Origin of the sequence: Streptomyces sp. NPDC060002, from assembly GCF_042737245.1 — a bacterium.
In the GTDB taxonomy this organism is placed as follows: domain Bacteria; phylum Actinomycetota; class Actinomycetes; order Streptomycetales; family Streptomycetaceae; genus Streptomyces.
The window spans coordinates 16820-39020 of sequence record NZ_JBHWUW010000034.1; the positions used below are offsets into that span (position 1 = coordinate 16820).

Sequence of the window (22201 nt, forward strand, 5' to 3'; positions counted from 1 at the left end):
CTCGTGCATTCACCATCGATACGATGTCGTACCGATACGACAGTGTACCGATACGAGCGCGTACCGGTACACTGGCGTATCGATTGATGTGCGCCACACTGGAGCGAGGCTCTCGCACGGGCCTCGAGGCGAGCACCGAAGACGGAAGAGAAGCGAGGGGGACGGCAGATGATGTCGCAGGCAGCGGACGGGCCCGAGTCGGTCGCCGCCACGAGCCGCTCCAAGCTCACGCGCGAGCGTGAGCAGGAGTTCTTCGACGCCGTCCTCGACCAGGTCCGTGAATGCGGTTACGAAGCCGTCACCATGGAGGGCATCGCCGCCAGCACCCGGTGCAGCAAGTCCACGCTCTACCGGCAGTGGAAGACCAAGCCCCAGTTCGTCGTGGCCGCCCTGCGCTCCCGCCGCCAGGCCCGGCTCACCGGCATCGACACCGGCTCGCTCGCCGACGACCTGCGCGAGGCCGCGCGGGCCACCGGCCGCTGGTCCACGAACGACACCAAGCTGTTGCAGGCCCTCGGCCACGCGGTCACCGGCGACGAAGACCTCGCGCTGGCGCTGCGGGAGGCGATCGTCACCCCCGAGATCGAGGCGCTGCGGGAGATCCTGCGGCGCGGGGTCGAACGCGGCGAGATCGCCGGCGACCACCCGGCGCTGGAGTACGTCCCGGCGCAGATGTTCGGCGTGATCCGCGCCCGGCCCGTCGTCGACGGGGAGTACGCGGACCAGGAGTACCTGGTCCGCTTCGTGGAGGCCGCCGTGCTGCCGGCGCTCGGCCTGACCTAGCGACCGGCACGCAGACCGACCCAGAGATCAGCACATGGCTCAGGCCGCCGTCCACGGGATGACTGGACGGTGACCTGTCTCGCGCCGCACCGTGGGGACGGGGGCGGCGCGCACCACCCGGCCGGGCGGGGCCCCCTCGAGCGGAGGGGCGCCCCGCCCGGCCGACCGTGTCAGACGTCCTGTCCGCTGCCGCCGCCCGTCGACACCTTGATGCCCGAGGTGATCGTGTCGATGACCGACACGCTCTGGTCGGCGTCGACCCCGAAACGGAGCACCACGATCCGCTTGGTGTCCGCGGGTGCCGGGAACGCCAGGGACTCGACGTACCCGTCCGCGCCCTTGCTCGTGACCGCCTTCCAGCGCACCAGGTAGCCCTTCTGCCCGGCCACCGTCACCGCCTTGGAGGCGAGCACCTCGTGCGAGGTGATCGCGCCGTACGTCGTGCCGCCGTAGGACTCCTCGGCGTTGGCCGAGATGTCCGCCTTCGCGACCGCCTCGGCGGTCTCGCCCTTGGTCTCCAGCACCTCGACGGGCGCCGAGTACACGCCCCCCTTGGTGCAGGTCTTGGACGTGTCGCCGGGGCACTTGTAGGAGGAGTCGGAGGTTAGCTGCGCGCCCACGCTCAGCTCCTGGCCGGTCCAGCCGTCCGGGATGGGGAGGCTGATCCCGTTGAGGGCGTCGGTCACCGAACCGCTCTTGATCTTCGGCGCCTCGGACTCCCCGGGCGAGGGAGAGGCCCCGCCCGAACCCCCGGAGCCCCCCGAACCCCCGGAGCCCCCCGAACCCCCGGAGTCGCCGAAGGGCCCGCCCTGGCCGCCGCTGCCGTCCTGACCGCCCGTGCCGCCGGGCCCGCCCTGCCCGCCCGGCCCCTGGGCCGTGCCGCTGCCGCCGGAGCCGTCGTCCTTGGCCAGCGCGTACACGCCGACCCCGATGCTGGCGAGGACCGCCACGGCCGCGGCGACGGCTATGCCCGTCCGCAGCCCGCGCCGTCGGCCCGTGTGCGCCGGCGCCGCGGCGTACCCCGGATATCCGGGATACGCCGGGTACGACCCGTCCGCCGGGGTCTGCGCCGGCGGACCCCATACGGCGGCCGAGCCCGCGGCGCGGGTCTGGTCCGTCCATGCCTTGCCGTCCCACCAGCGTTCGGTGGCGGGACCGTCACTTGTCTGCCCCGGATCGGGATACCACCCGGGAGGAGTCACCTGCGTCATGTCCCCACCGTATGAGGCGTCGGTGAAAGCCGGATGAGAGGGAGGGCACTCTCTTGAAATCCGTTCCGGGCGCCCGTGGCCCGGCTGGCGTGAATTCGACGTCAATTCGGTGCCCGTCACTCGCCGTTGACGTCAGGGGACCACTTCCGCAGGCCCGCCGGGGGGTCCCGGACCGTCGCGTGTCACCCGTGAAGGAGGGACCTGCCCGGACCGCCCTCCGCGCGGGCCCCCGGAAGGCTACGCTCGACGTCGGTACGTCGTTCGGGCGACTTGGGGAGGTAGCGGGATGACGGAGGTCAGGCCGGCGGCGGCCGCCTCGGCTTTCCTGTGGGAGCGCGAGCGGGAAGTCGCCGCCATCGCGGAGGCGGTGGAGACACTGTGCGCCGACAGGTCGTCGTCGGGTCACCTGCTGGTGCTCCGCGGCGAGGCGGGATTCGGCAAGACCGCGTTGTTGGCCGAGACACGCCGTATCGCCGAGAGCCGTGGCTGCGCGGTCTGGTCGGCCCGCGGCGGCGAGACACTGAGGTCCGTCCCCTTCAACGTGGTACGGCAGTTGCTTCAGCCCACACTGCTGTCCCTGCACCCGGAGGAGGCCCGCGAGTACCTCGGCGACTGGTACGACATCGCCGGCCCCGCCCTCGGCGTATCGGAACCCGGCGAGGGCCACGCCGACCCGCAGGGCGTGTGCGACGGCCTCGTCGCCGCGGTGACCAGGCTGGCCAGGCGCGACTACCCGCTCGTCCTGCTGATCGACGACGCGCACTGGGCCGACCAGGAGACCCTGCGCTGGCTCGTCGCGTTCGTCGAACGCCTCGACGAACTCTCCGTCCTGGTCGTCGTGGCCCGCAGGCCCGGCGAGGTCAGGGGCGACGCCGCCCGCCACCTCGACGCCATCGGCCTGGCCGCGGGCCGCGCCGTCACCAGCCTCAGCGCCCTGACCCCGCCCGCGGTCGCCGGCCTCACCCGGGCCACCCTCGGCCCGCACGCCGACGCCGCGTTCTGCCGCGAGGTGTGGGCCGTCACCGACGGCAACCCCTACGAGACCGTCGAACTCCTCGCCAAGGTCCGCGACAGCGAGCTGGAAGCGAGCGAGTCCTCGGCGGGCGAACTGCGCGCCCTGAACCGCGCGGCCCGCGGCGGCGGCCTCGTCGACCGCCTGGAGAAACTGGGCGTCGACGCCACCAAGTTCGCCATGGCCGCCGCGATCCTCGGCGCGGACATCTCCGTCGACCAGGCGGCCCTGCTCGCCGGACTCGGCCGGGACGACGCGGCGCGCTGCGCCGAGCTGCTGCGCAACGCCCGCATCCTCACCGGACCCGTCCCCGGAGCCGTCCCCGCGGGCGACGGCGAACTGGAGTTCGTCCACCCGCTGATCGCCTCCGCCGTCTACGACTCCATCCCCGCAGGCCTGCGCACCGCGATGCACGGCATCGCCGCCCAGGTCGTCACCGAGGCCGGCAAGGGCCTCGCGGCCGCCTCCCGGCACCTGCTCCAGGTACACGCGGAGGGTGACGAGGAACTCGTCGAACAGCTGCGCGAGGCCGCCCGCGAACACCTCGCGGTCGGCGCCCCCGACGCGGCCCGCCGATGTCTCGAACGGGCCCTGGACGAACCGCCCGCCCTCGAGGTCCACGCACAAGTGCTCTACGAACTGGGCTGCGCCACCCTTCTCACCGCCCCCGCCAGGACCATCGACCACCTGCGCACCGCACTCGCCATGCCGGGCCTCGACGGCACCGAGCGCGTCGACGCCGTCTACCGCCTCTCCCAGGCACTCCTGCACAACGACCAGCTGGAGGAGGCCGTCCGCACCGTCGAGGCGGAAGCCGCCCGGCACGCCCCCGGACCCGCGCGGCTGCGGCTCCAGGCGGTGCAGTTCATGTGGGAGGGCGTGCACGCGGGGGAGCCGACCACACCGCGCCGCTCCGAAAGACTCGCCGAGCTCGCCGCGACCTGTACCGGCCGGGACAACGCCGAGCGCGCCCTGCTCATCCTGCGCGGCTTCGACGCCATGACCCACGGCGAGAACGCCGAGGAGGTCGCCGAGTTCTGCGACCGCGCCCTCGTCAACGGCGGCCTCGCGCCCGGGCTCGGCTGGACCGACCAGGAGTGGGGCATCGAACTGCTGATGATGCTGGCCAGCTCCTACGCCTACACCGACCGGCTCGACCGTGCCGACGCCCTCTTCAACGAAGCCCTGCGCGCCTACACGTCGGCCGGCTGGAGCGGCGGACACCTCGCCCTGGCCCACGCCTACCTCGGACTGGGCCTGCGCCGCCGGGGCCGTCTGAAGGAGGCGGAGGAGTCCCTCAGGGAATCCCTGCGGGTCGCCGAACGCGTCGGCCGCGGCCTGCCCCTGTACTGGTCGGCGACCTGCAACCTCGTCGACACCCTGCTGGCCCGCGGCCATGTCGCCGAGGCCTGGGAGACCGCCGAACAGTACGGTTTCGCCCCGCCGTACCCGTCGACGATCGTGCTGCCCGACCCCCGCTCGGTGCGCGGCCGGCTGCTGCTGGCCGTCGGCCGGGTCAAGGACGGCATCAACGAGCTGGAGGCGGCCGAGAAGGCGGCCGCCGCGCGCGGCCACCTCAACCCGGTGATGGTCCCCTGGGCCGTCGAACTCGCCCGGGCGCTGGCCGCCGAGGATCCGGCCAGGGCGAACCGGCTCGTCTCCGAGGCACGCCGTCAGGCCGAGCGCTTCGGCACCGACACCGCGATCGGGGAGGCCCTGCGCTGCGCCGCCGCCCTGGAGACCGGCCAGCGCGCGGTCCGGCTGGCCCAGCAGGCGGTCACCTTTCTGGAGTCCTCGCCCTGTCTGTACGAACACGCGGCCGCCCGCGTCGAGTACGGCATCCTCTCCCGCTCGGTGTCCGAGCTCGGCCGGGGCCTGTCACTGGCGCGTTCCTGCGGAGCCGACGGCCTGGTGGACAAGGCCCAGCAGGCCCTGCGGGGGATGGGCGCGCCCCAGGTGGGCCTGGTACCCGGACAGACCCGGCGGTAGCCGCGGCGGGCCGCCGGTGGAGGTGACACCGGCGGGCCGCCGCAGCCTCGCTCGGCGGCCCGTCGCCGGTCATGAAGGGCGTCCCGCGGTCAGGCGCCCAGCGGCACCCGCGCGAGCCGCGCCCGGACCTGCCGGTCGTAGGTCGCCTCGTGCGCCCGCGCCGCGTCTCAGCCGGTCCCGTCCTCCTCCGCCAGCACCCGCTGGGCCGTCGCGAACGCCGAGTTCGCCGCCGGAACCCCGCAGTAGACGGCCGTCTGGAGCAGGACGGCGCCGATCTCCTCGGGCGTGAGCCCGTTGCGCCGGGCCGCCCGCACATGCATGGCCAGCTCGTCGTAGTGGCCGTGCGCCACCAGCGCGGTCAGCGTGATCATGCTGCGCTCGCGGCGGCTCAGCGTCGGGTCGGTCCAGATCTCGCCCCAGGCATAGCGGGAGATGAAGTCCTGGTAGCGCGCGGTGAACGCGTTCTGCCGGGCCTGCGCCCGGTCCACGTGCGCGTCCCCGAGCACCTCCCTGCGCACCTCCATGCCCCGCTTGGCCCCGCCGTCGAGATGGGTGCGCAGCACGGTCAGCACGGCCTCGGGGCACTCGGCGGGCGCGAGGTGCGAGGCGCCCGGGAGCTCGACCAGCGCGGCGCCCGGCACCGCGTCCGCGATCTCCCGCAGATGCGCAGGCGGCGTCGCCGGATCCTGGCGTCCGGCGACCAGCAGGGTCCGTACGGCGATCTCCGGCAGCCGCTCGCGCAGATCGAACGCGGCCAGCGCGTCACAGCACGCCGCGTAGGCCTCCGGGTCCGCGTCGCGGTGGTCGGCCACGAGCTCCGGCACGGTGAACCCGGGCGTGAACCAACGGGCGTTCGCGCCCTCGGCCAGCCCCGCCAGTCCCTCGTGGCGCACCAGCGCGGCCCGCTCCTCCCACGGCTTGGACCCGTTGAAGTGGGCCGACGAACAGATGACCGCCAACGACGACACCCGCTCCGGGTGGTGCAGCGCCAGCTGCAGACCCACCGCGCCGCCCAGGGACACCCCCGCGTACGCGAACCGCTCCAGGCCGAGCGAGTCGGCCAGCGCCAGCACCAGGTCGGCGAGGTCGGCCATGGTGGCCCCGGGGCCGATCAGGTCGGCCGCCGAACCCCCGTGCCCCGGCAGATCCCAGCGGACCACCCGGTGCGTGGCGGACAGCTCCGGCGCGATCGTGTCCCACAGTGCGTACGAGGTGCCCAGCGAGGGCCCGAGCAGCAGTGGCGGAGCGGAAGTCGGTCCCTCGGCACGGTGATTGAGCAGCTTCTCGGTCAACGTCGCTCCAGCGCACGGTCGGTGAGGCTCCCGGCGGAGCCGGTGTAGCGGGCGGGGTCGGTGAGGTCGCCGAGGTCGACGTTCCTCAAGTCGGGTTCCACGGCCAGGAGTTCGCCCAGCGGACGGTCCTCGGCGTAGGTGCGCCGGGCGAGTTCGGTGAGCAGTTCCTTGGCGCGGCCACGGCCGAGCACGGCCGACAGCGCGGCGGACAACCGCTCGGAGACGATCAGCCCGTGGGTGAGGCCGAGATGCGCCCGCATCGCGTCCGCGTCCACCCGGAGCCCCTCGGTCAGCTCGGCCGCGTCCCGGGCGGCCCCGCCGGTCAGTCGCAGCAGCTCCCTGAGCGGCTCCCACTCGGCGTGCCACGCCCCGGCCGGCCGCTCGTCCTCCGCCACCAGGGACCCGTACAGCGTGGCCGCGAGCTGCGGGGCGCGCCGGGCGGCGGCCGCGATCAGCGTGGAGCGCACCGGGTTGGCCTTGTGCGGCATGGCCGAGGAACCGCCGCCGCTGCCCTCGGCCACCTCGGCGATCTCGGTGCGGGCCAGGGTCAGGACATCCGTGGCCACCTTCCCCAGCGCGCCCGCCGTGAGGGCCAGGCAGCCGGCCAGGTCGGCGACCGGCGTCCGCAGGGTGTGCCACGGCAACAGCGGTGCCCGCAACCCGAGTTCACCCGCGAAGGCGGCGGGCACAGCGGTCGCGTCGGTGGCGCCGTACGCCGTGAAGGCCGCCAGCGTCCCGGCCGCGCCGCCGAGTTGGGCGGGCAGCGAGTCCCGGACCGCCGTCACCCTGTCCCGCGCGTCCAGCACCAGCGACCGCCAGCCGGCCGCCTTCAGTCCGAAGGTCGTCGGCACGGCGTGCTGGGTGAGCGTCCGGCCCGGCATCGGCGTGTCGCGGTGCTCGGCGGCCAGTCGGGCCAGCGCCCGCTGGACACGGTCGAGGTCGGTCAGCAGGAGGCCGAGCGCGCGCACCGCGACGAGCATCGTCGCCGTGTCCATGATGTCCTGGCTGGTCGCGCCCCGGTGGACGTACGGGCCGTACTCCTCGCCGACCGCCTTCGTCAGATCGGCGACCAGCGGGATCACCGGGTTCCCGCCGCCGCGGGCCCGCTCGGCGAGGGAGCGCACATCGAACTCGCCGTCGGCGGCGGCCGAGGTGACCGCCGCTCCGGCGCCCCGCGGGGCCAGCCCCAGCGCCTCCTGGGCGCGGGTCAGCGCGGCCTCCGCGTCGAGCAGCGCCCGCAGATAGGCGCTGTCGCCGGTCGCGGCCGCGGCGGGGGAGCCGGTCCACCCGGGGGCGAGCAGACCGGCGTCGTGGTGAGCAGCTGTCACTGGAACTCCAGGAAGACCGTCTCGCCTTCGCCCTGAAGGCGGATGTCGAAACGGTAGGTCCCCAGCTCGCCCCGCGTGGCGATGAGCGTGCCGCGGCGCGCCGGGTCCACCCGGGTCAGCAGCGGGTCGGCGGCCAGCGCGGCCTCGTCGTCCGGCAGGTAGATCCGGGTGAACAGGTGCACAAGGAGCCCGCGAGCGAACACACAGACACTCAGGTACGGGGCGCTGTGCCCCCGCGCGCCCGGCCGCAGCGTCCGCGCGGACCAGTGGCCGTTGGCATCCGTCTGGACACGGCCCCAGCCGGTGAACTCCACGCCGTTGCGGCCGAGGAAACCGCCGCTCGACGGGTCGCGCCGCATCGAGCCGTCCACCCGCGGCAGATCGCCCTCGGGGTCGGCGCCCCACAGCTCCAGAAACGCGTCCGGCAACGGGTTGCCCTCCCCGTCGTACACATAACCCTGGAGGGCGATGGTGTCCGGGTGGCCGAGCGGGGCGATGTCACCACCGCCGGGGAACGGCAGGGCGTGGCCGTAGAACGGGCCGACCGTGTGCGACGGAGTGGGGAGCACGGTCTCCGGACGGCTCGTGTCGATCTTCGTCATGGCAGCTCAGCGTCCTTCTTCGATCCAGGTGGCGTGCGGCCCGTCGAGCACGATGTCCCAGTGGTAGCCCATCGAGAACTCCGGCACCGACAGGCTGTGGTCGTAGGTGGCGACCAGCCGCTGCCGGGCCGCGTCGTCCGTCACCGACTGGATGATCGGGTCGTACGGGAACAGCGGGTCGCTCGGGAAGTACATCTGCGTCACCAGCCGCTGGGTGAACGCCGTGCCGAAGAGCGAGAAGTGGATATGGGCCGGCCGCCAGGCGTTGACGTGCTGACGCCACGGGTAGGGGCCCGGCTGGACGGTGGTGAAGTGGTAGAAACCGCTGTCGTCCGACAGCGTGCGGCCGACACCCGTGAAGTTCGGGTCCAGCGGGGCGTCGTGCTGCTCGCGCTGGTGGGCGTAGCGGCCCGCCGAGTTGGCCTGCCAGATCTCGACCAGCTGACCGCGGATCGGGCGCCCGTCGCGGTCCAGCAACCGGCCGGAAACCGTGATCCGCTCACCGATCGGCTCGCCGTTGTGCTGCCGGGTGAGGTCGTTGTCGATCTCCGTGATGTCCCGTTCGCCGAAGGCCGGGGAGACCAGCTCCACCAGCTCCGGGTCCTTGGCGACGTCGATGGCGACCGGCGGCTGTTTCGGGTGGCGCAGGACGGAGGAGCGGTACGGCGCATAGTCGCGGCGCGGCTGGTGCTCGACGGGCGCGCCGTCGGCGAGCCGCTTCTCGTACGCGGCGTGCTCGGCCGCGATCTCCTGGTCGATGTCGGCTTGCGTGAGAGTCATGGGAGTTCCTGGGTTTCTTATCGTTCGAGGACGAGGGCGAGGCCCTGGCCCACGCCGATGCAGAGGGTGGCGACGCCGACGCCGCCGCCCCGACGGGCGAGCTGGTGGGCGACCGTGCCGGCGAGACGGGCACCGGAGGCGCCGAGCGGATGACCGAGGGCGATCGCGCCGCCCTGCGGGTTGAGGACCGCCGGGTCGAACTCGGGCCACTCGGCCACACAGCCGAGCACCTGGGCCGCGAAGGCCTCGTTCAGTTCGAGCACCGACAGATCGGCGAATCCTCTGCCCGCCTTGGCGAGCGCACGGTTGACGGCCTCGACGGGAGCCAGTCCGAAGTACTGCGGGTCGATCGCGGACACCCCGGTGGCGCCGACCCGGGCGAGCGGCTCACGTCCGGTGGCCTTCAACCCCTCCTCGTCCACCAGCAGCAGGGCCGCGGCGCCGTCGTTCAACGGCGAGGCGTTGCCCGCCGTCACCGTCCCCTCCTCCGTCCGGAACGACGGCCTGAGCTTCGCCATCGCCTCCAGCGAGGCGTCCGCCCGTACGCACTCGTCGGCGCCGAACACCACCGGGTCGCCCTTGCGGCGCGGGATCGACACGGGCGCGACCTCGGCGTCGAACAGGCCCGCCTCCTGGGCCGCGGCGGCCTTGCGGTGGCTGGCGAGGGCGAACTCGTCCTGCTGCTCGCGGCCGATCTTGTGCTTGTCGGCGATCAGCTCGGCCGACTCGCCCAGCGGGATCGTCCACTGCGGGTCCATCCGCGGATTGACCATCCGCCAGCCCAGCGTCGTCGAGTACAGCTCGCTGTGCCCGGCGGGGAACGCCCGGTCCGACTTGGGCAGCACGTACGGCGCGCGGGTCATCGACTCCACACCGCCGGCGACGGCGACGGAGGCGTCGCCGACCGCGATCGCGCGGGCCGCCTGGACGACCGCCTCGAGACCGGAGGCGCACAGCCGGTTGACGGTGACCCCCGGCACGGAGGTGGGCAGGCCCGCGAGCAGGGCGCCCATGCGGCCCACGTTGCGGTTCTCCTCGCCGGCCCCGTTGGCGTTGCCGAAGTACACGTCCTCGATGCGGGAGGGGTCCAACGCGGGTGTGCGGGCGAGGAGTTCACGGATGGCGTGCGCGGCGAGGTCGTCCGGGCGTACCGAGGCCAGAGCGCCGTTGTAGCGGCCGATCGGGGTGCGGACCGCGTCGACGATGTAAACGTTCCTGAAACCGTTGCTCACGACTGGACCTCCTCGGCGAGACGGACCTCGGCGGCCGTCTTCGTCACGATCTCCTCGGCGGTGACGCCCGGCGCGGTCTGCACCAGCACCAGACCCTCCTCGGTGACGTCGAGGACACCCAGGTCGGTGATGATCCGGTTCACGCAGGCCTTCCCGGTCAGGGGCAGCGCGCAGTCCGTGAGGATCTTGGGGCTGCCGTCCTTGGCGGTGTGGGTCATGACGACGATGACCGTACGGGCGCCGTGCACGAGGTCCATCGCCCCGCCGATCCCGGTGATCAGCTTGCCGGGGATCGCCCAGTTCGCCAGGTCGCCGCGCTCGGACACCTGCATCGCCCCCAGCACGGCGACGTCGATGTGCCCGCCGCGGATCATGCCGAAGGACAGCGCCGAGTCGAAGAAGGACGCGCCCGGCAGGACCGTCACGGTCTCCTTGCCGGCGTTGATCAGGTCCGGGTCGACGGCGTCCTCGGTGGGATAGGGGCCGGTGCCCAGGATGCCGTTCTCGCTCTCCAGCACCACCTCGACGTCCGCCGGGAGGTAGTTGGGGATGAGGGTCGGCAGTCCGATGCCGAGATTGACGTACTGGCCGTCCCGCAGCTCGCGCGCGGCGCGGGCGGCCATCTCCTCACGTGTCCAGGCCATCACTCGCTCACCGTTCCCTCTGCCGCGGGCGCGGAGACCGTCCGCTGCTCGATCCTCTTGTCCGCCGCCTGCTCCGGGGTCAGCGCGATCACGCGCTGCACGAAGATGCCCGGCAGATGGACCGCGTCCGGGTCGATGTCACCGGGCTCGACGAGCTCCTCGACCTCGGCGATCGTGATCCGTCCGGCCATGGCGGAGAGCGGGTTGAAGTTGCGGGCCGACCTGTTGAACACCAGGTTGCCGTGCCGGTCGCCCTTCGCCGCCCTGACCAGCGCGAAGTCGGTGCGGATACCGTGCTCCAGCACGTACTCCGCGCCGTCGAACTCCCGGACCTCCTTCGGCGGCGAGGCCAGGGCGACGCCGCCCTCGCCGTCGTAACGCCACGGCAGTCCGCCGTCGGCGACCTGGGTGCCCACGCCCGCGGGGGTGTAGAAGGCGGGGATCCCGGCGCCGCCGGCCCGCAGCCGCTCGGCCAGCGTGCCCTGCGGAATCATCTCGACCTCGAGCTCACCGGACAGGTACTGGCGGGCGAACTCCTTGTTCGCGCCGATGTAGGAACCGGTCACCCGGGCGATCCGCCCGGCGGCGAGCAGCACCGCGAGGCCCGACTCCATCGCGCCGCAGTTGTTGGAGACGACCGACAGTCCGGCGACGCCCCGCTCGTACAGAGCCTGGACGAGGACGTTCGGCACGCCGCTCAGCCCGAATCCACCCACTGCCACAGACGCGCCGTCCGGCACGTCGGCCACCGCCTCCAGGGCCGTGGCGACCACCTTGTCCATCCGTGAAGCCCCATCTCTTCCACGCGCCCCCGGCCGTCAATTAATCAGGGCACTGATTATTTCTCCGAGGTTTCCCACACGCTGCCACCGCAGAGTGGAGCCGTCAAGACCCCAGGCCGGAGGTCTGAAACGGGTCGCTCAGGCACGAGACTCAGCCGGTCGCACGCGGTATCGTTCAGTGCACCGACGAAATCTCACGCTGAGGAGCGCACATGGCCGCGGTGGATCTCACCAGCCACCCCGGGCACCTGGCCCGGCGGCTCCAGCAGGCCCACTACCTGCTGTGGAACACGATGGTCTCCGAGGAGATCACCTCGCCGCAGTTCGCGGTCCTCAACGCGCTCGCCGCCGAACCGGGCCTCGATCAGCGCACGGTGGGGGAGCGGGTGGGGCTCGACCGCTCCACCATCGCCGAGGTGATCAGCCGGCTCATCCGCCGGGATCTGCTCGACAAGGTCCGCGACCCGCAGGACGGGCGCCGCTTCCTGCTGGGACTCACCGACGAGGGACTGCGCACGCACCGCAGGCTGACCGTGCGCACGGCCCGGATGAACCAGGTCTTCCTGTCTCCGCTCACGGCCGCGGAACAGACCCTGTTCCTCGAGCTCATCCAGCGCGTGTCGGACGCGGCGGAGGGGCTGCGCAACCCGGGGGAGCCCCTGGTCGCGCCGTCCTGAACAGGGCGCTGCTCCTGCCCGCGATCGGGCCGCGACCTCAGGGCGCCGACGCGACCTCAGGGCGCCTGCGCGAACACCACCCACACCTGGCCCTCGGCGAAGGCGACCGGGGCGCCGTCGTCGGTGGTGAAGTCCGTGCCGTCCGTCGCCGTCGGCCGCTTCCAGTTCACGTCGTAGCGGCGTCCGTCGCGCAGCACCTGCGCCTTTCCCGAGCCGACCGTCTCGGTGTACGGCGTGTTGTTGCCGAGGAAGTCGTGGAAGCCCGAGGCGCGCACCTTCACGTACTGCACGACCACCGTGGCCGGGGCCACCCGCTGCCCGTCGGTCGTCACCGTCGGCGCGCCGTCCGTCGAGACCAGCCAGCGCGCCCGGCTCGCGGACCAGGCGAAGGCGAAGCGGGCCGCCGGGTAGCGCACGGTGAGCGAGGGCTGCGCCGTACCGCCGGAGGGCGCGGCACCGTAGCGGAACCCGGTGGTCAGCGCCGCGGAGCCCGGCGCGGAGGGCAGCAGGCGACTCGGGCGCAGATAGAGGTTGTGCGGGACGGCCCGGTCGGCGCCCCGGTAATAGGCCCCGTCACCGGCCGCGTCCTCGGGCGTGACGGCGTCCAGCGGCGCACGGTCGATCAGCGGCAGCAGCTTGCCCTGCGCCCCGGAGAACGCCAGCACCGGCCGCTCGAACTGGCCCAGCAGCTCCAGATCGGACTCACGGGCGCTGCGCACGGGACCGACGGCCTTCGGCATCCTGGTCGCGTACACGGCCATCAGCCGGCTCAGCCCGCCCTCGACCTGCTCGACGTAGACGACGTCCGCGGAGTCGAGGCCGGTCTGCGGCCGGGCGGCGGGAGCGTTGTCGATCTTCACGGCGAGCACGGGGCCGACCACGGCCGAAGGGCTGGTGCTGCCGCTCGGGCTCGGCTGCTGCGACGAGCTCCGGCCGTCGTCGTTCCTCGACGGCTCGCGGGTCGTCGTGCAACCCGCCGCGAGGACGATCACCAGTACGGCGGCCAGCAGCGCCGCGCCCACCGCGGAGGGTCCGGCACGCATCGCGCGCGCCGGGTGTCTCGGACGCCGTGGATCTCGCGGACGTCCGGAACCACTCGTGCCTGTCATGGCCACCCCCGTTCCGTGTCTCGATTGTGCGCTCATCCGTTCGAGAGTGGCTATGCGTGGCTGCGGGCTGTGCGTGGCCGCGGTCTCTGCGGGCTCTGCGGGCTCTGCGGGCTCTGCGAGCTGTGTGGGCTGTGTCGGCTGTGTCGGCTGTGCGAGCTGTGTCGGCTGTGCAGCGGTGAGGACGGTGAGGGCTGCGGGCCATGAGCGGTGGGTGTCGCGGTTCGGGGCCGGGCGGTCGGGTACCCGGGCCGCAGCCAGCACCCGGTACCCCCGGACCAGCCGGGACGGGCCGGTCGGCGGAGGGAGCCCGGCGCGATGAAGGCAGTGACCTGGCAGGGCAAGCGGGACATACGTGTGGACACCGTGCCCGACCCGACGATCCAGGAACCGACGGATGCCGTCATCCGCATCACGTCCAGTGGCCTGTGCGGCTCCGACCTGCACCTGTACGAGGTGCTCACCCCGTTCATGACCCCGGGCGACATCCTCGGCCACGAGCCCATGGGCATCGTCGAGGAGGTCGGCGCCGCGGTGCCCGACCTCAAGGCCGGCGACCGGGTCGTGGTGCCCTTCCAGATCGCCTGCGGCAACTGCTGGATGTGCCTGAACTCGCTGCCCACCCAGTGCGAGACGACCCAGGTCACCGGCGAGGGCATGGGCGCCGCCCTGTTCGGCTACACCCGCCTGTACGGGGCGGTGCCCGGCGCCCAGGCCGAGTATCTGCGGGTTCCGCAGGCCCAGTTCGGCCCCATCAAGGTGCCCCAGGGACCGCCCGACGACCGGTTCGTGTACCTCTCCGACGTCCTGCCCACCGCCTGGCAGGCGGTCGCCTACGCCGACATTCCCGAGGGCGGCACCGTCGCGGTGCTCGGGCTCGGCCCCATCGGCGACATGGCCTGCCGGGTGGCGCAGGTGCGCGGCGCGGGCCGGGTGTTCGGCGTGGACCTGGTCGGCGACCGGCTGCGCCGGGCCAGGGCGCGGGGCGTGGAGACGTACGACCTGCGCAGCTTCGACAGCGAGAAGGAGCTCGTCGCCGCGATCCGCGACGAGACCGACGGCCGCGGCCCGGACGCCGTGATCGACGCCGTCGGCACCGAGGCGCACGGCAGCGCGGCCGCTCGCATGATCCAGAACGCCTCCGCCATGCTGCCGCGGAAGCTGAGCGGCCCGCTCGCGGAACGCTTCAGCATCGACCGGCTCGCCGCCCTGCACACCGCCATCGAGCTGGTGCGCCGCGGCGGCACCCTCTCCCTCGTCGGCGTCTACGGTGGCATGGCCGACCCGCTGCCGATGCTCACCATGTTCGACAAGCAGCTCCAGATCCGCATGGGGCAGGCCAACGTGCGCCGCTGGACCGACGACATCCTGCCGTACCTCACCGACGAGGACCCGCTCGGTGTCGACGACTTCGCCACCCACCGTGTGCCGCTGTCGGACGCCCCGCACGCGTACGAGATGTTCCAGCGCAAGCAGGACGGAGCGGTGAAGGTCCTGATGACGCCGTGAAACCGGTTACGGATCAGGGGTGAGCGGGGTGAGCGGGGTGAGCGGGAAACCGGTTGCGAAGCAAGACGAGGGCGAAGCCGGTTGCGAAACGAAGGCGATCGGGGAACCGGTTGTGAATCAAGACGAGCGCGAAACCGGTTGCGAAACGAAGGCGAGCGCGAAACCGGTTGCGAATCAGGTTGCGCCTGAAACCGGTGGGGAACCGATTGCCGTTGAGGTTCTGCGCTCGACACCAGTTGTGGAGCACGACTGATGCGCAACCGCTTGTGGATCACGTCGCGGGCGGCGCCCCGAGGATCTCCGACAGGTCGTAGCGCACCGGTTCCTCCAGTTGCGCGTACGTGCAGCCGTCCGGGGTGCGGTCGGGACGCCAGCGGCGGAAGCGGGCGGTGTGCCGGAAGCGCGCCCCGTTCTCCATGTGGTCGTAGGCCACCTCGACCACCCGCTCGGGCCGCAACGGCACCCAGGACAGGTCCTTCTTGCCCGACCAGCGGCTCGGCGCCCCGGGCAGCCGGGCCGTCTCGTGCGCGGCCTCCTGCGACCAGGCCGCCCACGGATGGCCCGCCGCGTCCTCCATGCGCAGCGGCTCCAGCTCCTCGATCAGCTCAGCCCGGCGTTTCATGGCAAAGGCGGCCGACACGCCGACATGCTGGAGGACGCCCCGGTCGTCGTACAGACCCAGCAGCAGCGAGCCGACCACCGGTCCGCTCTTGTGGAAGCGGTATCCGGCGACGACGACGTCCGCGGTGCGCTCGTGCTTGATCTTGAACATGGCGCGCTCGCCCTGGCGGTAGAGCAGGGTGAGCGGCTTGGCGATCACCCCGTCCAGGCCCGCGCCCTCGTACTCCTCGAACCACTGCCGCGCCACCTCGGCGTCGGTCGTCGCCGGCGCCACGTGCACGGGCGCCGACACCCCGGCGAGCGCTTCGGTGAGCAGCTCGCGCCGGCCGCTCAGCGGCATGGCCAGAAGTGACCGGTCGGCGAGCGCCAGCAGGTCGAAGGCGACGAACGACGCCGGGGTCCGTTCGGCGAGTGTGCGCACCCTGGAGTCCGCCGGGTGGATGCGCTCCGTGAGGGCGTCGAAGTCGAGCCGCCCCTCCCGGGCGATCACGATCTCCCCGTCCAGCACACACCGCTGCGGCACCCGCTCCCGCAATGCCTCCACCAGCTCCGGAAAATACCTGGTCAACGGCTTTCCGGTGCGGCTGCCCAGTTCGATCTCGGCACCGTCGCGAAACACGATCGCCCGGAAACCGTCCCACTTCGCCTCGTACTGCATGCCCGGCGGAATCGCCGGCACCGACTTGGCGAGCATCGGCTTCACGGGCGGCATCACCGGCAGATCCATGCTCCGATTCTGCGCGAGGATCCCGGGGACCGCCCGGTGTGCGAGCGGGCCGCGAGCTGATGCGAGGTGTCGGAGGTGTGTCTACCGTGGCTCGCATGGGCGATGCGGTGGAACTGGAAGTGGCCGGCCGGATGGTACGGCTGTCCAGCCCCGACAAGGTCTTCTTCCCGGAGCGTGGCTTCACCAAGCTGGACCTGGCCCGCTACTACCAGGCGGTCGCCCCCGGCATCCTGCGCGCCCTGCGCAACCGCCCCACCACACTGGAGCGCTACCCGGACGGCGTCGCCGGCGAGTCCTTCTTCCAGAAGCGGGCGCCGAAGAGCATGCCCGACTGGATCCCGACCGCCCACATCACCTTCCCCAGCGGACGCAGCGCCGACGAGATGTGCCCGACCGAGGAGGCCGCCGTCCTGTGGGCCGCCCAGTACGGCACCCTCACCTTCCACCCCTGGCCCGTGCGCCGCGACGACGTCGACCGACCCGACGAACTGCGCATCGACCTCGACCCGCAGCCCGGCACCGACTACGACGACGCGGTCCACGCCGCCCACGAACTGCGCTCCGTTCTCGAGGAGTTCGGCGGTCTGCGCGGGTGGCCCAAGACCTCCGGCGGCCGTGGTCTGCACGTCTTCGTGCCGATCGAACCCCGCTGGACCTTCACCCAGGTCCGGCGCGCCGCCATCGCCGTCGGCCGGGAGATGGAACGGCGACTGCCGGAGCGGGTGACGATCAAGTGGTGGAAGGAGGAGCGGGGCGAGCGCATCTTCCTCGACTACAACCAGACCGCCCGCGACCGGACCATCGCCTCCGCCTACTCCGTACGGCCCCGCCCGCACGCGCCCGTCTCGGCGCCGCTGCGCTGGGAGGAGGTCGACGACGCCCACCCGAGCGACTTCGACCTCGCGACCATGCCGGCCCGGTACGCCGAACTCGGCGATGTGCACGCCGACATGGACGACCACGCGTTCTCCCTGGAGCCCCTCCTCGAACTCGCCCGCCGCGACGAACACGACCACGGCCTGGGCGACCTGCCGTATCCGCCGGAGTACCCGAAGATGCCCGGGGAGCCGAAGCGGGTGCAGCCGAGCCGGGCCCGGCACGAGGACGCCCCGGGCGGACCCGGGGCGTCCTAGACCACTCCTCTCAGAGTTCCTTGATGCGGATGTCCCGGTACGAGACGACGTCCGTCGTACCGTGCACCTGGAGCCCGAGGTAACCGGAGGCGAAACGCCGTCCGTCCGTGCCCGGGTCGTCCGCGCGCGGCGGGGCGAACTCCTGGCCGCCGGTGTTGTCGAACTCGTTGATCAGCACACCGTTGCGGTAGACCGAGTAGTGCTGGTCGACCACCCGGATCTCGTAGTCGTTCCAGGTCCCCTTCTGGGTGACGCCGGCGCCGGCGAGTCCCACCCGGTCGAAGCCGTACACCGACCCGGTCTTGTACATGTCCCCGTCCGGCCGGTCCAGTACCTGCACCTCGTGCCCGTACTTGATGGCGACCCACTCCGGTCGCGACTCCTCGGCATGGTCATGGACCCACGGGAAGCGCACGAACACACCGGAGTTGGCGTTGCCCGTGCCCGGCGCGTCGTCGCGCCACTGGAGCTTCAGCGAGAAGTCGCCGTACTTGCGCTCGGGGAACCACAGCATGCCCAGGCCCTGTCGGGTGGTCCCGCTGGTGATGGACCCGTCGGGGTTCTGCGCGAACGATCCGCCGCCCACCTGCTGCCACTTGGCGAACGAGGCCGCGCTGCCGTCGAGGATCGTGCGGTAGCCCTCTGTCTGGCCGGGCTTGCCGATCCCGGAGCGGCGGGCGGCCTCCTGGACGGCGTCGCACTCGCGCTGGTCCACGACCCCCGCGCCGGACAACTCGTCGAGGACGGTCGTGACGTGCTTGAGGAACAGCGCTTGGGACGTCCACTCCCTCTCGTCCTCGATCAACTCGTTGATCCGGCACCGCTTGTCGGTCAGCCGGTTCGGCACCCCGGAGTCGACCGTCCCGACGATCACCGTCAACCTCTCGTCGTACTCGGGGCAGTTGGGGGCCGGAACCTGGCTCGACACCACGGTGAAGGTCACCGTGCGCGCGGTGGAGGTGTTGCCGGCCTTGTCGGTGGCGCGGTAGGCGAGGGTGTGCGGGCCTGCCCGGTCGACCACCACCGAGATGGTGTATGCGATGTACGGTCCACCGTCGAGTGAGTACTCGATCCGGTCGACACCCGAACCGTGCTCGTCCGTCGCGCTCACGGTCACCCTGGCATTGCCGACATAGGCCCCGCCGGAGTTCTTCGTGCCCTCGGCGCTCACGCCGGTCACCGGTGGTGTGGTGTCCTGCGGGGTCGCCGCGACCACGGTGAACAGGACGCTCTTCTCGGCGGACACGTTGCCCGCCTTGTCGGTGGCCCGGTACCGCACGGTGTGGGCGCCGACCTGGTGCACCATCACGGGCGCGGTGTACGGCTGCCAGGCCCCGGAGCCGACGGCGTACTCGACGGTGTTCACCCCGGATCCGGTGTCGGAGGCCGACACGGTGACCGTCGCCATGTCGATGTACGTGCCGTCGGGATTCCGTTCGCCGCTCACCGTCCCCGAGGTGTCCGGGGGTGTCGTGTCGTCGGAGGGCGGGGCGACGACCGTGAACGCGGCGGTCTTCTCCGCGGAGACGTTGCCGGCCTTGTCGAACGCCCGGTAGCGGATCTGGTGGGTGCCGACCTGGTCGACGACGACCGGTGCGGTGTACGGGATCCAGTCGCCCGCAGCGCCGACCGCGTACTGGATGCGGTCGACCCCCGAGCCGCCGTCGTCGGTCGCCCCGATCGTGACACTCGCCGATCCGACGTACTCGCCCTGCGCGTTCTGCGCGCCGGTGACCTGCGCCGCCGTCTCGGGCGGTGACGTGTCCTCGCCGCCGCTCTCGGTCACCACGAGGATGCCCTGCATCTGGCCGTGGCCGGGGATCGTGCAGTGGTAGAAGTAGCGGCCCGGGGTCAGGGTGACCTCGGCCGTGTGCCGGCCGCCCGTGTCGTCGTTCGGGTTGGCCAGGATGTTCAGCGTGACGTCGTCGTTGAACTCGGGGTCGCTGGTCGCGAACGTCAACGTGTGCGGCATGCCCATGGTGTTGCCGGTCGCCGCGCTGTTCTCGAAGACGATCGTCGCCCGGCCCGCCACCGCCGCCGTCGGCGCCGAGCCGTACGTGGTGATGTCGTCGCCGGCGGTCCAGGTGAGCACCTGGGCCTCCGCGGCCGCCGGCTCGGACTGTGCCGCGGTGGGCGCCGCCTGGAGCCCGAGCATCATCAGCACGGCGGCCAACAGGGCCGTCCAGATCCTTCGTTGCCGTGTTCGCCGTATCACCGATCCCCCCTCGCCAGCCGGTCGGCGGCCGGTGTCGGGCCGCCGCCCTGGTAAGTGACCCTCCACAGCGCCGACTTGGCGTCCGAGGTGAAGAAGCCGCGGCCGTAGTCGAGGACGTACAGGGCGCCGTCCGGTCCGAACTTCCAGTCCATGAGGTTCCTGATGCCGTCGTTGCCGACGGGCACGATCTTCTTCAGCGACTCCGAGTGGACCGGCAGGCCGCCCGACCCTTGGGTTCTCGGGTCCATGACCACCGCGTTGCGCGGCTGATCGGCGTCGTAGAAGTCGCCGACGAACCACTTGCCGTCCCAGTACGCGGGCCACCTGACCGCGCTCGCGCCGACGGTGTCGTAGCGGTAGACCGGCCCGTTCATGGCCGCCTGGCCGCCGCCCTTGAGCCACGGCAGCCGGTACGTCGCCTGGTCCTTCTGGTAGGAGGGCACGCCGCCCGCGTCGCGCGGGTAGTCGGGTGCGCCGCCCTGGGGCGAGTACCAGATGTTGTTGCCGGTGACCGGCGGCAGGTTGACCAGGCCGTCGTTGTTGGGCGACTCGTTCTTCGGGTGGTCGCAGTCGTACCAGCCGAGCGGCTGCGACGGATCCGGCAGGTTCCGGTCCCGGTAGGGCTGCTTGTTGCCCATGCAGTACGGCCAGCCCCGGTTGCCCGCTTGGGTGATGACGGCGAACGTGTCGTACTTCGCCGGACCCCAGGTGGGCGACGGCTCGCCCGCGTCCGGGCCGACCCAGCCCGCGTACAGAATGTCGGTGGTCCGGTCGACGAAGATGCGCGCGGGGTTGCGGACGCCCATCACATAGATCTCGCCGCGGGTCTTGCCGCCGCCCTCGTCGGCCTCCCGGCCCGTGAACAGGTTCCCCGGCGGAAGCGTGTACGTTCCGTCCGGCTCCGGATGGATGCGCAGGATCTTGCCGTTGAGGTTGTGGGTGTTTCCGGCCGTGCGGCGCGCGTCGGCGAAGGAGACGCCCTTGAAGTTCGGCTGCGGGTTGTTGCCGGAGTAACCGCCGCTGAAGCCGCTGGAGTTGTTGTCGCCGGTGGCGATGTACAGGTCGCCCTTCGAGTCCCAGGCCAGCCCGCCCCCGGCGTGGCAGCAACTGTGCACCTGCACGGGCCACTTGAGCAGTACCTTCTCGCTGCCGAGGTCGAGCCGGTTCGTGGCGAGGTCGAGCGTGAAGCGGGAGACCCGCCGCTCGGCCGTCCGGGTGTCTCGGTTGACGCCCGAGTGGGGCGTGTAGTGCAGGTACACCCAGCCGTTCTGCTGGAAGCGGGGGTCCAGCTCGACACCGAGGAGGCCTTCCTCGACCTTGACGAGCTCGTCGCCGCCGCCCTTGTTGCCGAAGACCGTCAACTCACCGGCCAGAGTGACGTTCTTGGTGGCCGGGTCGTAGACGTGGATCTGTCCCTTGCCCTTGCCCACGTCCGGGTTGTTCCAGTCGGTGATCACCGGCCGGGAGGGGTCGGCGCCGCCCCGCCCGATGTAGAGAACGCGGCCGTCGGGCGCGGTGACCAGGCCGTGCGGCTCGCCGATCTGGTCGTTCTGGCCCGGCTGGTTGGCCGGGGTCAGCCGCTCGGCCTTGTAGTTCCCGGTGATGGTCGCCTTGCAGTCGGCCTGCACCAGCCGGGACGTCCAGAGCAGGGCGCCGCGCAGATGCGTACGGAAGTCCGTCTCGTCCCACGACGAGACCGTGCCGCCCATGCCGGTGTAGAAGGAACGGCCTCCGTCGTAGTCGCGGCACCAGCTCACCGGATGGTCGGCGCCGTTGGCGCTCGCCCCCGGCCGGTACGTCGACTCGCGCACCCGGGCGACGGTGTGCACCTCGCCGGACGGGTTCTTCACCCAGTTCGGCCACTGGTCCGGGCGTTTCCACTCGAGGGGCAGCGTTCCGGTGGCCGGATGCCGCCGGTCGCCGACCTCGACGGTGGCCCGCTGTACGGCCGTCGGGCTCGTCGCGGCGGGACGGGCGCCGATCAGGCCGGTGAACCAGTCCGAGTACGGCTCCGCGCGGGCCGCGTCGTGGACGCCGACGAATCCGCCGCCGGCCTCCATATAGGCCTCAAGGCCCGCCTCCTGCTCCGGGTCGAGGACGTCACCGCCCCCGGTCAGGAACACGACCGCGTTGTAACTTCCGAGCCTCGTCTCGCTGGTGAAGACGGAGGCGTCGTCCGTGGCCTCGACCTCGAAGCGCTGGTCCACCGGCCCGGAAAGGCCGATCCGCTCGATGGCCTCGATGCCGGCGTCGACGACCGGCGACTCGTCCCCGGCCGCGGCCGACCCGTGGAAGATCAGCACCCGTACATGGGCGCCGCCCGGCGGCGACGTGATGGACATCGTTGTCAGGGGTGGCTCCGGGGCCGGGCGCGCATCCGCGGCCGGTGCGGACAGCGGGCCGGCGACGAGCGTTGCGCACGCCACAGCGGTCACCCGGACTCGTCTTCTCGTACTCAACCCTCGTAAGTGCATGGGCACCTCCTCGGTCACAGCGACAGCGCCAAGGAAGCTAGACCCCATGTGCATGACTCGCCAATAGCTATGACCGCAATGGCA

The 22201-nt window shown here is 71.9% G+C and carries 18 protein-coding genes; 6 read left to right on the forward strand and 12 right to left on the reverse strand.

Annotation, left to right across the window (positions count from 1 at the left end; genetic code table 11):
- Nucleotides 1-168 precede the first annotated feature (168 nt).
- Nucleotides 169-783 carry a TetR/AcrR family transcriptional regulator C-terminal ligand-binding domain-containing protein gene (locus ACFWBD_RS26495; RefSeq protein WP_385671554.1) on the forward strand — a complete coding sequence of 205 codons (615 nt, stop codon included), beginning with the start codon at nt 169-171 and terminating at the stop codon, nt 781-783.
- Nucleotides 784-953: 170 nt separating this feature from the next.
- Here ACFWBD_RS26495 and ACFWBD_RS26500 read toward each other — a convergent pair whose 3' ends face one another.
- The gene (locus ACFWBD_RS26500; protein WP_385671557.1) at nt 954-1994 is read right to left on the reverse strand and encodes a DUF2510 domain-containing protein; all 1041 of its coding nucleotides are present in this window, start codon (nt 1992-1994) and stop codon (nt 954-956) included.
- 286 nt (nt 1995-2280) lie between these two features.
- Between ACFWBD_RS26500 and ACFWBD_RS26505 the strand changes: the two genes are divergently transcribed.
- Nucleotides 2281-4995, forward strand: a complete 2715-nt coding sequence (locus tag ACFWBD_RS26505) for an ATP-binding protein (protein WP_385671560.1) — start codon at nt 2281-2283, stop codon at nt 4993-4995.
- 167 nt (nt 4996-5162) lie between these two features.
- Here the strand turns inward: ACFWBD_RS26505 and pcaD are convergent, their stop codons facing one another.
- Genes pcaD through ACFWBD_RS26540 form a run of 7 tightly spaced genes read right to left on the reverse strand, consistent with a single transcriptional unit; the run spans nt 5163 to nt 11655 of the window.
- The gene (gene pcaD, locus ACFWBD_RS26510) at nt 5163-6287 is read right to left on the reverse strand and encodes a 3-oxoadipate enol-lactonase (protein ID WP_385671563.1); all 1125 of its coding nucleotides are present in this window, start codon (nt 6285-6287) and stop codon (nt 5163-5165) included.
- Entirely contained in the window at nt 6284-7615 is a 1332-nt protein-coding gene (gene pcaB, locus ACFWBD_RS26515) for a 3-carboxy-cis,cis-muconate cycloisomerase (protein ID WP_385671566.1), read from the reverse strand. Before pcaB ends, pcaD begins: the two co-directional genes overlap by 4 nt.
- On the reverse strand, nt 7612-8217 hold the full coding sequence (pcaG, locus tag ACFWBD_RS26520; RefSeq protein ID WP_385671569.1) for a protocatechuate 3,4-dioxygenase subunit alpha: 606 nt from the start codon (nt 8215-8217) through the stop codon (nt 7612-7614). Before pcaG ends, pcaB begins: the two co-directional genes overlap by 4 nt.
- Nucleotides 8218-8223: 6 nt before the next feature.
- Nucleotides 8224-8997, reverse strand: coding sequence for a protocatechuate 3,4-dioxygenase subunit beta (gene pcaH / locus ACFWBD_RS26525; protein ID WP_385671572.1), 774 nt, complete (start codon nt 8995-8997; stop codon nt 8224-8226).
- 17 nt (nt 8998-9014) lie between these two features.
- The gene (locus ACFWBD_RS26530) at nt 9015-10229 is read right to left on the reverse strand and encodes a thiolase family protein (RefSeq protein ID WP_385671575.1); all 1215 of its coding nucleotides are present in this window, start codon (nt 10227-10229) and stop codon (nt 9015-9017) included.
- Nucleotides 10226-10873 (reverse strand): CoA transferase subunit B, encoded by a 648-nt coding sequence (locus tag ACFWBD_RS26535; protein WP_385671578.1) that lies wholly within the window; start codon nt 10871-10873, stop codon nt 10226-10228. The genes ACFWBD_RS26530 and ACFWBD_RS26535 overlap by 4 nt, the downstream gene beginning before the upstream one ends.
- Nucleotides 10873-11655, reverse strand: a complete 783-nt coding sequence (locus tag ACFWBD_RS26540; RefSeq protein WP_385671581.1) for a CoA transferase subunit A — start codon at nt 11653-11655, stop codon at nt 10873-10875. The genes ACFWBD_RS26535 and ACFWBD_RS26540 overlap by 1 nt, the downstream gene beginning before the upstream one ends.
- Nucleotides 11656-11867: 212 nt before the next feature.
- On the opposite strand from ACFWBD_RS26540, the gene ACFWBD_RS26545 reads away from it, so the two are divergent.
- Nucleotides 11868-12332, forward strand: a complete 465-nt coding sequence (locus tag ACFWBD_RS26545; RefSeq protein WP_385671583.1) for a MarR family winged helix-turn-helix transcriptional regulator — start codon at nt 11868-11870, stop codon at nt 12330-12332.
- Nucleotides 12333-12388: 56 nt separating this feature from the next.
- On the opposite strand, the gene ACFWBD_RS26550 is transcribed toward ACFWBD_RS26545, so the two are convergent.
- Nucleotides 12389-13375, reverse strand: a complete 987-nt coding sequence (locus tag ACFWBD_RS26550) for a DUF3048 domain-containing protein (protein ID WP_385671586.1) — start codon at nt 13373-13375, stop codon at nt 12389-12391.
- A gap of 381 nt (nt 13376-13756) precedes the next feature.
- On the opposite strand from ACFWBD_RS26550, the gene ACFWBD_RS26555 reads away from it, so the two are divergent.
- Together ACFWBD_RS26555 and ACFWBD_RS26560 are read left to right on the forward strand one after the other, a co-directional pair.
- The gene (locus tag ACFWBD_RS26555; protein WP_385671588.1) at nt 13757-14947 is read left to right on the forward strand and encodes a zinc-dependent alcohol dehydrogenase; all 1191 of its coding nucleotides are present in this window, start codon (nt 13757-13759) and stop codon (nt 14945-14947) included.
- 37 nt (nt 14948-14984) lie between these two features.
- Complete coding sequence (locus tag ACFWBD_RS26560; protein ID WP_385671591.1) at nt 14985-15200, forward strand: hypothetical protein; 216 nt, start codon at nt 14985-14987, stop codon at nt 15198-15200.
- 18 nt (nt 15201-15218) lie between these two features.
- Here ACFWBD_RS26560 and ACFWBD_RS26565 read toward each other — a convergent pair whose 3' ends face one another.
- A complete protein-coding gene (locus ACFWBD_RS26565) occupies nt 15219-16295 on the reverse strand; it encodes an ATP-dependent DNA ligase (RefSeq protein ID WP_385671594.1) in 1077 nt (358 codons plus the stop codon).
- A gap of 95 nt (nt 16296-16390) precedes the next feature.
- Between ACFWBD_RS26565 and ligD the strand changes: the two genes are divergently transcribed.
- Entirely contained in the window at nt 16391-17428 is a 1038-nt protein-coding gene (gene ligD / locus ACFWBD_RS26570) for a non-homologous end-joining DNA ligase (protein ID WP_385671597.1), read from the forward strand.
- 10 nt (nt 17429-17438) lie between these two features.
- Here ligD and ACFWBD_RS26575 read toward each other — a convergent pair whose 3' ends face one another.
- Complete coding sequence (locus tag ACFWBD_RS26575; RefSeq protein WP_385671730.1) at nt 17439-19586, reverse strand: OmpL47-type beta-barrel domain-containing protein; 2148 nt, start codon at nt 19584-19586, stop codon at nt 17439-17441.
- A gap of 53 nt (nt 19587-19639) precedes the next feature.
- The gene (locus ACFWBD_RS26580; protein WP_385671600.1) at nt 19640-22117 is read right to left on the reverse strand and encodes a ThuA domain-containing protein; all 2478 of its coding nucleotides are present in this window, start codon (nt 22115-22117) and stop codon (nt 19640-19642) included.
- Between the last annotated feature and the right edge of the window lie 84 nt (nt 22118-22201).